General features: G+C 57.9%; 10 protein-coding genes. 9 read left to right on the top strand and 1 reads right to left on the bottom strand.

The genetic code is table 11. The features are described 5' to 3' along the window. On the bottom strand, positions 1-1,211 hold a 1,211-nt coding region (locus tag AAAB16_RS10580; RefSeq protein ID WP_340663288.1), incomplete at its 3' end, for a trypsin-like serine protease. 458 nt (positions 1,212-1,669) lie between these two features. Between AAAB16_RS10580 and flgB the strand changes: the two genes are divergently transcribed. From flgB to AAAB16_RS10535, 9 genes are all read left to right on the top strand, one after another. Continuing rightward, entirely contained in the window at positions 1,670-2,077 is a 408-nt protein-coding gene (gene flgB, locus AAAB16_RS10575) for a flagellar basal body rod protein FlgB (protein ID WP_340663287.1), read from the top strand. Positions 2,078-2,091: 14 nt separating this feature from the next. Continuing rightward, positions 2,092-2,544 (top strand): flagellar basal body rod protein FlgC, encoded by a 453-nt coding sequence (gene flgC, locus AAAB16_RS10570; protein ID WP_110617966.1) that lies wholly within the window; start codon positions 2,092-2,094, stop codon positions 2,542-2,544. 20 nt (positions 2,545-2,564) lie between these two features. After that, positions 2,565-3,242: a flagellar hook assembly protein FlgD gene (locus tag AAAB16_RS10565; protein WP_340663286.1), complete on the top strand. Its 678-nt coding sequence runs from the start codon at positions 2,565-2,567 to the stop codon at positions 3,240-3,242. A gap of 32 nt (positions 3,243-3,274) precedes the next feature. Beyond that, positions 3,275-4,624: a flagellar hook protein FlgE gene (gene flgE / locus AAAB16_RS10560; protein WP_340663285.1), complete on the top strand. Its 1,350-nt coding sequence runs from the start codon at positions 3,275-3,277 to the stop codon at positions 4,622-4,624. Positions 4,625-4,832: 208 nt separating this feature from the next. Further along, complete coding sequence (locus AAAB16_RS10555; protein ID WP_340663284.1) at positions 4,833-5,573, top strand: flagellar basal body rod protein FlgF; 741 nt, start codon at positions 4,833-4,835, stop codon at positions 5,571-5,573. A gap of 46 nt (positions 5,574-5,619) precedes the next feature. After that, a complete protein-coding gene (flgG, locus tag AAAB16_RS10550; RefSeq protein ID WP_110617970.1) occupies positions 5,620-6,405 on the top strand; it encodes a flagellar basal-body rod protein FlgG in 786 nt (261 codons plus the stop codon). Positions 6,406-6,510: 105 nt separating this feature from the next. After that, a complete protein-coding gene (gene flgH / locus AAAB16_RS10545) occupies positions 6,511-7,221 on the top strand; it encodes a flagellar basal body L-ring protein FlgH (protein ID WP_340663283.1) in 711 nt (236 codons plus the stop codon). A 9-nt stretch (positions 7,222-7,230) separates the two neighbouring features. Further along, a complete protein-coding gene (locus AAAB16_RS10540; RefSeq protein WP_340663282.1) occupies positions 7,231-8,331 on the top strand; it encodes a flagellar basal body P-ring protein FlgI in 1,101 nt (366 codons plus the stop codon). Positions 8,332-8,341: 10 nt separating this feature from the next. Further along, positions 8,342-8,636, top strand: a 295-nt coding sequence (locus AAAB16_RS10535; protein WP_340663281.1) for a rod-binding protein, incomplete at its 3' end; no start/stop codon positions are given.

Below are 8,636 nucleotides of genomic sequence, written 5' to 3'. Positions count from 1 at the left end.
GGTATTAGCTTCGGCGCCGACTTATTGAACCGTTCGAGCGGCGAAGATTTCGTAGTTGCCGTGACCGATCTCAGAATTAAGTCCTTCCTAGCTGGCAAGGTGGTGCCGAGGTAAGTCCAATTTTCGTTATCGCTTTGGTTGATCGGGAAGTATTGGTACTGCGCGCCAGGGTCCAGATGGTCGAGGCGGAAGTATTCAATCTGCCGCGAATAGGGGTTGTCATAGACAAAGATCTGGCCGACCTCGGCCTTGCGGTTATTTGAGCCCCAATTCGGCGAACCCAATACCTGTTGGCTGAGGATGACCGCGTCTTCTCGAAGCCCATTATTGATCAATGTTTTTACGATCCACGGCCAGTACTTGCTCAACCGCGGATGGGCCGCTGTGCCGGAGACATTGCTGATTAGGCGCAAGCCGCCTTCGGGACGGCGAAAAAAGATGCCGCCCCCGCTGTCGCCTGCAAATATCGGCGAGCCGCTGAATAGCCGGGTGTTTAGTGGCGGCGCTGTCAGCACCAGCGTGTCGTCCGCATCTGCATCGGTGAAGTGAAGACCGTTAGCGTCGGTGTACATCAACGCCGCCAGGTTTGCGTTGAAGATGTTGGCGTAGCTGTGCTCCATCAAGCCTTTCAAGCGTGCTGGTTCAGTAAGACGGTATTTGCTCACGGTGCGATAAAACATTTTCTTGCCCTCCAGATAGCCGTTGGGCAACGGCTCTCCTGTGAAGGCATCGGTATTGCGTGAGGCTGTAGCGAAATTGCCGCTGGCGCTGTCGCGTCCATATACGACCAGGGGCGTGCCGGTGGTTAGCGCATCGTCGCCGTTTTGCAAAAATTGCTGTTCCTCCTGGTAGCTGGCAACAGTCGCTGGCTGCACGCCACTGGCAGCGCCGAACGCGGTGTCGGTCATGACGATACCGACATCACCGATAGGGCCGTAGATCGTTGGATAGGTCACGCTTTTGCCGTAATACAGTTGGCCGGTTTTACGCCAGTAAAAGCCATAGTTGGGGCGGCTCGACGTGCAGTGGCCGGCAGTCACAATGACCCGTGGGGTAATGAGGGTGCCAGAGCAGCTGTAGTTGCCCACCGCCCAGTCAGGCACTTGGGCGTCGGTGAGGGTGGTTCCGCTATAGAGGGCATAGGCTGGCGAGGCCAGACCTAAAGCGGCGCTGCAGGCCAAAAAAAGTAGAGAGCGGCGAGTATTAGTCACGGTGGTCATCCTTATTGTTAGGTTGAGCAGGTTGAGAAAGGCCGGCTCACGACAAGGCGCGCCGACCGCTCAAGTGTTCAGCTTTACGCTCTGGCGATCAGTAGGGGGCTTCGTAGTGGGTGTGCTATTGCGTCGTTGAAATGGCCGGCTTCTTCCGCGCTGAGCGCAGGCCGGCTTCCCGCAGCGGCGCCGGGTATTTCAGGAGAGTGGCGTTGCGTTGGGCTGCAGCCGTCTGTCTCAGTGGCAAGGGCGAGGCGCCGATTGCCGCTAGCGGCAACCAGATGCGGCGACATGGTAGAAATCGTTGCCGCACATAGGAAAAGTCTTGCCGGTCTCTCGGCAAAAACAAGCGAGTAGCTTATTAAGCCATTGATATATATGTATTTAATTAGTTGGCATACGCTTTGCTAAATGTCTTGCACGGAAAACCAGTTCGCCAGTTGGCAAGGTTCGCAGACATGAGCATCAGCTTCGATTCAGCACTCGGCATTCACGAAAAGGCATTGGGCTTTCGCGCCCAGCGCGCCGAAGTCTTGGCCAACAACCTGGCGAACGCCGATACCCCAAATTTCAAGGCCCGTGACCTGGACTTCGCCTCGGTGCTCGCCGCACAGGCGGATAAGAGCAAGAACGGCACCTTCACCATGGCCACCACCCAAAACCAACACATCGCCATGCAGGGGTTGGAGCTCGCGGATCCTGGTTTGAACTATCGCGTGCCGACGCAGCCCTCGATTGACCAGAACACCGTCGACGAGCAGATCGAGCAATCCAATTACGCTGAAAACGCCGTGCAGTTCCAAGCCAGCTTCACGCTGCTGAACTCTAAATTCAAAGGCCTTGTTGCTGCGATTCGCGGCGAATAACGGAGACCAACGTCATGTCCCTTTCCAGTGTCTTCAATATCGCCGGTACCGGCATGAGTGCTCAGACCACCCGCCTGAACACCATCTCCAGCAACATCGCCAACGCCGAGACGGTGTCGTCCAGCGTCGACAAAACCTACCGCGCCCGGCACCCGGTGTTTGCCACCGTGTTTACCGACCAGCAAGCCCAGCAGAACGGTGCCAGCGCTTCGCTGTTTGCTGACCAGGACAACTCAGGTCGTGGCGTGCAGGTAATGGGGGTGGTGGAAGACCAGAGCAGCCTGACGCCGCGGTATGAGCCCAACCACCCGGCTGCGGATAAAGACGGTTACGTCTACTACCCGAACGTCAACGTGGTGGAGGAGATGGCCGACATGATCTCCGCCAGCCGCGCGTTCCAGACCAACACTGAAATGATGAATACCGCCAAACAGATGATGACCAAGGTTCTGACCCTGGGTCAGTAAATCGAACGTAGGGGAAAGAAATGGCCGTCGATAGCGTAAGCACCCAGAGTTCGATCCTGGACCAGTATGCCGTCAAGAGCACTGACACCAAGGACAAGACGCTGGGCAAGGATCAGTTCCTGCAACTCTTGGTCGCGCAAATGAACAACCAGAACCCGCTGGACCCGCAAACCAACAGTGAGTTCGTGGCCCAACTGGCGCAGTTCACCCAAGTGGAAAGTCTGGACAACCTTAATACCAGCGTGGAGAGCATTCTTTCCAGCACCCAGTCTTCTCAGGCGTTGCAAGCCTCGTCGCTGGTCGGGCGCAAGGTGATCTTGTCCACGGATACCGCCGTGGTAGACACCAGCGAAACCTTCAAAGGCAGCATCGCGCTCACCAGTGGCACCGACAACCTGTACGTCAACGTGCTCGACAGCAAAGGCAACCAAGTATCGCGGGTCAACCTTGGGCAACAGAAAACGGGCCAGGTCACCTTTATGTGGGATGGCAAAGATTCCAGCGGCAACGTAATGGCGCCTGGGACTTACAGCTTCGACGCCATTGCCTCGGTAGGCGGTAAAGAAGTGGCCATGGGCACCAGCCTGCCGGCCAACGTCGACAGCGTGACCCTGGGTATCAACGGTGGCGAAATGCTGCTGAACCTGGCGGGGCTGGGCAGCATCGGCATTTCCAAAGTTCAAGTGATCGGTCAATAACTGCCGGCAGTCCCGGCGTTTAGGAGCATCCCATGTCGTTTAATATCGGACTCAGCGGTATCAAAGCCGCCTCCAGTGACCTGAATATCACTGGTAACAACATCGCTAACGCCGGCACTGTGGGCTTTAAACAGTCGCGTGCCGAGTTCCAGGACTTGTACTCCTCGTCCATGCTGGCCTCCAGCAGCAACGCCATCGGCAGCGGCGTATTGCTTGGCAACGTGGCTCAGCTGTTTAACCAGGGCACCATCGACTACACCGAAAATGCCCTGGATATGGGGATTAACGGCAACGGCTTTTTCGTCACCAGCAACAACGGTTCGATCAGCTACACCCGTGCCGGCTACTTCGGTACCGACAAGTCGGGCTATATCGTCGATAACAACGGCTATCGCCTGCAGGGTTACTCGGTAGACGGCAACGGCCAACTGCAAAATGGCGTGGTCGGTGATCTGACTATTCAGACCTCCAACCAGGCGCCCAAGGCCACTACTGCTATTACCCAGAGTTTCAACCTGAACTCCAGCAGCAAGGCGCCCACCACGACGCCGTTCGACCCGAGCGACCCCACCAGCTATACCTCGTCGACCTCGGTGAATATCTACGACGCCCAGGGCAACGCGCATGTGATGACGCAATATTTCATCAACAACGCCAACCCCTCGGCAGTGCCGCCAGTGGCAAACAACTGGACCATGAACGTGCTGATCGACGGGCGTAACCCGCAAACTCCGGAGAGCACCACGGTGCCGGCAGCCAACGCCACCGCCCCGCTAAGTGCGACCCTGACGTTCGACGGAGCAGGGCAGCTGGCAACTATCACGCCGACCACTGCGGGCCTGACCTATAGCAACAACAAACTAAGCATTGATGGTTGGAATCCAGCGCAGTCTGATACCAGTACGCCGCCGGTTTGGTCGCTCAATGGCGCCGACGCCAGTGCCAGCGTTACCCTCGATATTCGCGGCTCGTCCCAGGTCTCCAGCACCTTCGCGGTTAACGCCGTAACCCAGGATGGCTACACCACCGGCCAACTGTCGGGTCTGGAAATTGACGACACCGGCCAGATCTTCGCCCGTTACACCAACGGTCAGTCGAAGATTCAAGGGCAGGTGATTCTGGCTAACTTCGCCAACGTGCAGGGCCTCACGCCAGTGGGTAAAACCCAATGGGTGCAGTCTGCCGATTCCGGTGAGCCGGTGATTGGTACGCCGCGCGCAGGCACCTTGGGGTCGCTGACTGCCGGTGCACTGGAAGCCTCCAACGTGGATATCTCCACCGAGCTGGTCGACCTGATCGTGGCGCAGCGTAACTACCAGGCCAACGCCAAAACCATCGAAACCGAAAACGCCGTGACGCAAACCATCATCAACCTGCGTTAATACTTTGTCGCCGGCGCTTGCCGCTGGCGGCAAACCGTCGCCGCACACCTGCAAAGGGCTTCTCTGGAAGCCCTTTGTTGTTTGTAAAATTCCTTATTTATCAGATGTATACGATATTTTTTTCGAGTTTGGCACGATGCCTGCTTTAGAGCTTGCATAGAGCCACGGCCCGTCACCTTCTGACAGGGCCCAATCTCGGAGAAAACCCATGGATAAAATGCTGTACGTCGCCATGACAGGGGCTAGCCAGAACATCCTGGCTCAACGCGCCCATGCCAACAATTTGGCGAACATCTCTACCAGCGGTTTTCGCCGTGATTTTGAACAAGCGCGTTCCATGCAGGTATTCGGCGACAGCTTTCCCTCGCGCGTTTACGCCATGAGCGAACGCCCCGGTACCGACTTTACCCCTGGCACGTTGCAAGACACCGGCAACCCTATGGATGTCGCGATTGGCGGCGAGGGTTGGATCGCCGTGCAGGCCCAAGACGGCAGCGAAGCCTACGTGCGTACCGCCAGCCTGAAGATCGATGGCCTTGGCCAGTTGCGCACCGGCAGCGGTTTGCCGGTTTTGGGCAACGGTGGGCCGATTGCCGTGCCGCCAGAACAGAAAGTGGAGATCGGCCAGGACGGCACCATCAGCATTCGTGCCCTGGGTGAAGCGCCGAATGTGCTCGCCCAGGTAGACCGTATCAAGCTGGTCAAGCCCGACCTCAAGCAAATGGAAAAAGGCCTCGACGGCATGATCCATTACAAGGGCAGCGAGCCGTTGCTGGCGGACGAGAGCGTCACGCTGACCTCTGGCTTTATCGAAACCAGCAACGTCAATGCGGTGGAAGAGATGACCTCCATCCTCTCCTTGTCCCGCCAGTTTGAGCTGCAAGTGAAGATGATGCGGACTGCCGAAGACGACGCCACGTCCCTGGCGCGTGTTTTGCAACTCACCTAACCATCAGTATGCGGCGCCTTGATACCGGCGCTTGAGGAGAACAGACATGCTTCCGGCTCTGTGGGTCAGTAAAACCGGTTTGTCCGCTCAGGACATGAACCTGACGACCATTTCCAACAACCTGGCCAACGTGTCGACCACGGGCTTCAAACGTGATCGCGCTGAATTCCAGGACCTGCTCTACCAAATTCGCCGCCAACCCGGCGCGCAAAGCACCCAAGACAGCGAACTGCCGTCCGGTCTGCAACTGGGTACCGGTGTGCGTATTGTCGGCACGCAAAAGATGTTCACCATTGGCAGCCTGCAAACCACCGAGCAGCCGCTGGACCTGGCGATCAACGGCCGAGGTTTCTTTCAGGTGCTGCAACCTGACGGCACCATTGCTTACACCCGCGACGGCAGCTTTCACCTGAACTCCGATGGCCAGATCGTGACCTCCAACGGTTTCCCGCTGGAGCCGGCCATTGTGATTCCGGCCGAAACGCGCACCTTCACCGTGGGTGAGGACGGCACTGCCTCGGTGACCACCGCTGGCAACCCCACGCCGCAGGTCGTTGGCAATATCCAAACCGCCGACTTCATCAACCCCGGCGGTCTGGAAGCCATGGGCAAAAACCTGTTTCTGGAAACTGCTTCCAGTGGTGCGCCACAAGTCGGTACGCCGGGTTTGACGGGGTTGGGCAACATCGAGCAGAACACCCTGGAAAACTCCAACGTCAGCGTGGTGGAGGAGATGGTGAACATGATCACCACCCAGCGCGCATACGAGATGAACTCGAAAGTGATTTCTACCGCTGACCAGATGCTGTCCTTTATTACGCAGAATCTTTAACCACTGGCTGGGTTTAGCCACAGCCCGTTTGGCCCGCCATAAGGAGCTGGCAGGCACTCGGTGGCTCGCTCTGCTTATGCAATGAATGTATGTGAGGTACTCGTTATGAAACGGCTTGCTCTTCTCCCGCTGCTTGGCCTTGTTGCTCTAAGCGGCTGCGTCGCGCCACCACCCAAGCCCAACGACCCTTACTACGCTCCGGTGATGCCGCGCACACCGTTGCCCGCTTCGCAGAACAACGGCTCGATCTACCAGACCGGTTTTGAAAACAATCTGTACGGCGACCGCAAGGCTTATCGCGTCGGTGACATCATCACCATCACCCTGAACGAGCGCACCTCGGCCAGTAAAAATGCCAATTCGGACATCGCCAAGGACAGCACCACTTCCCTGGGCCTTACCTCACTGTTTGGTGGCGGCGTGTCGGTAGACAACCCCAGCAGTGGGCTTAACCCATTGAAGGCCGGCAATCTCAGCCTTGACGCCAGTTATGGCGGCTCGCGTGACGCCTCCGGTAAAAGCAGCGCCGCGCAAAGCAACAGCCTGACCGGCTCGGTTACCGTGACCATTGCCGAAGTATTGCCCAACGGCATTCTGGCGGTGCGTGGCGAGAAGTGGATGACCCTTAACACCGGTGACGAACTGGTGCGCATTGCCGGCTTGGTTCGCGCCGATGACATCGCCACTGACAACACCGTGTCGTCTGCCCGCGTGGCCGATGCTCGTATTACTTATTCGGGAACTGGCGCCTTTGCCGATGCCAACCAGCCGGGTTGGTTCGACCGCTTCTTTATCAGCCCGCTGTTCCCTTTCTGAGTACCGGTAATGATCAAACGACTGCTTACCGCCTGCTGTCTCCTGCTTGCCGCTTCGGCGGCGCAGGCTGAGCGGATTAAAGACCTAGTCACTATCCAGGGCGTGCGCGCCAACCAACTGATTGGCTACGGCCTGGTGGTGGGCCTCAACGGCAGCGGCGACCAAACCACGCAAACGCCGTTTACCGTGCAAACCTTCAACAACATGCTCGCCCAGTTCGGCATCAAGGTGCCTGCTGGCGGCAACGTGCAGCTGAAAAACGTGGCGGCGGTGTCGATCCATGCTGACCTGCCGGCCTTTGCCAAGCCGGGTCAGACCATTGACGTGACCATCTCCTCGATTGGTAACGCCAAAAGCCTGCGCGGCGGTAGCCTGCTGATGACGCCGTTGAAAGGGATCGACGGCAACGTCTACGCCATCGCCCAGGGCAACCTGGTGGTCGGTGGCTTCGATGCGCAAGGCGCGGACGGTTCAAAAATCACCGTTAACGTGCCCTCGGCTGGTCGTATTCCCAGCGGCGCCACGGTAGAGCGCCCGGTGCCGAGCGGGTTTGATCAAGGCAACACCTTGACGCTGAACCTCAACCGTCCTGATTTCACCACCGCCAAGCATATGGTTGACCAGATCAACGAACTGCTCGGCCCAGGCGTGGCCCAGGCCATCGACGGCGGCTCCATACGCGTTAGCGCACCGCTGGACCCTAACCAGCGCGTGGATTACCTGTCGATTCTGGAAAACCTCGAAGTGGACGCTGGCCAGGCGGTGGCAAAAGTCATCATCAACTCGCGCACCGGCACCATCGTGATTGGCCAGAACGTCAAAGTGCAGCCGGCGGCGGTCACCCACGGCAGCCTGACCGTGAGCATTACTGAAGACCCGATTGTCAGCCAGCCAGGCGCCTTGTCCAACGGCCAAACCGCCGTGGTACCGCGCTCGAAGGTTAATGCTGAGCAGGAAACCAAACCGATGTTCAAGTTTGGCCCGGGCACCACGTTGGATGAAATCGTCCGGGCGGTTAACCAGGTCGGCGCTTCGCCGTCGGACTTGATGGCCATTCTTGAAGCCCTGAAACAAGCCGGCGCGCTGCAAGCCGACTTGATCGTGATCTAAGGAGGCCGCCATGGACGCGAAACTGACATCCAGCCTTGGCGCCAATCTCGACAGTGGCGCTTACAGCGACCTCAACCGCCTGAGCAACTTGAAGGTTGGCAAGGACCGCGACAGCGAAGCCAACATCAAAAAGGTGGCACAGGAGTTCGAGTCACTGTTTCTCAACCAGATGCTCAAGGCTCAGCGTCAGGCTAACGAAGCGTTCTCCGAAGGCAACTTCATGAACAGCAACGCGGCCAAAACCTACCAGCAAATGTACGACCAAGAGCTGTCGGTGAAGATGTCCAAAGAGGGCGGCATTGGCC

The organism is Pseudomonas sp. (genome assembly GCF_037994325.1).
GTDB lineage: Bacteria > Pseudomonadota > Gammaproteobacteria > Pseudomonadales > Pseudomonadaceae > Aquipseudomonas.
Note: the sequence above shows the minus strand (reverse complement) of the source record. Positions and strands in the feature narration are given on the sequence as shown.

What these genes read in the sequence shown, in the direction of transcription:
- flgB (WP_340663287.1), top strand. Translation starts at nt 1,670, where the DNA reads ATGAGCATCAGCTTCGATTCAGCACTCGGCATTCACGAAAAGGCATTG.
- flgC (WP_110617966.1), top strand. Translation starts at nt 2,092, where the DNA reads ATGTCCCTTTCCAGTGTCTTCAATATCGCCGGTACCGGCATGAGTGCT.
- AAAB16_RS10565 (WP_340663286.1), top strand. Translation starts at nt 2,565, where the DNA reads ATGGCCGTCGATAGCGTAAGCACCCAGAGTTCGATCCTGGACCAGTAT.
- flgE (WP_340663285.1), top strand. Translation starts at nt 3,275, where the DNA reads ATGTCGTTTAATATCGGACTCAGCGGTATCAAAGCCGCCTCCAGTGAC.
- AAAB16_RS10555 (WP_340663284.1), top strand. Translation starts at nt 4,833, where the DNA reads ATGGATAAAATGCTGTACGTCGCCATGACAGGGGCTAGCCAGAACATC.
- flgG (WP_110617970.1), top strand. Translation starts at nt 5,620, where the DNA reads ATGCTTCCGGCTCTGTGGGTCAGTAAAACCGGTTTGTCCGCTCAGGAC.
- flgH (WP_340663283.1), top strand. Translation starts at nt 6,511, where the DNA reads ATGAAACGGCTTGCTCTTCTCCCGCTGCTTGGCCTTGTTGCTCTAAGC.
- AAAB16_RS10540 (WP_340663282.1), top strand. Translation starts at nt 7,231, where the DNA reads ATGATCAAACGACTGCTTACCGCCTGCTGTCTCCTGCTTGCCGCTTCG.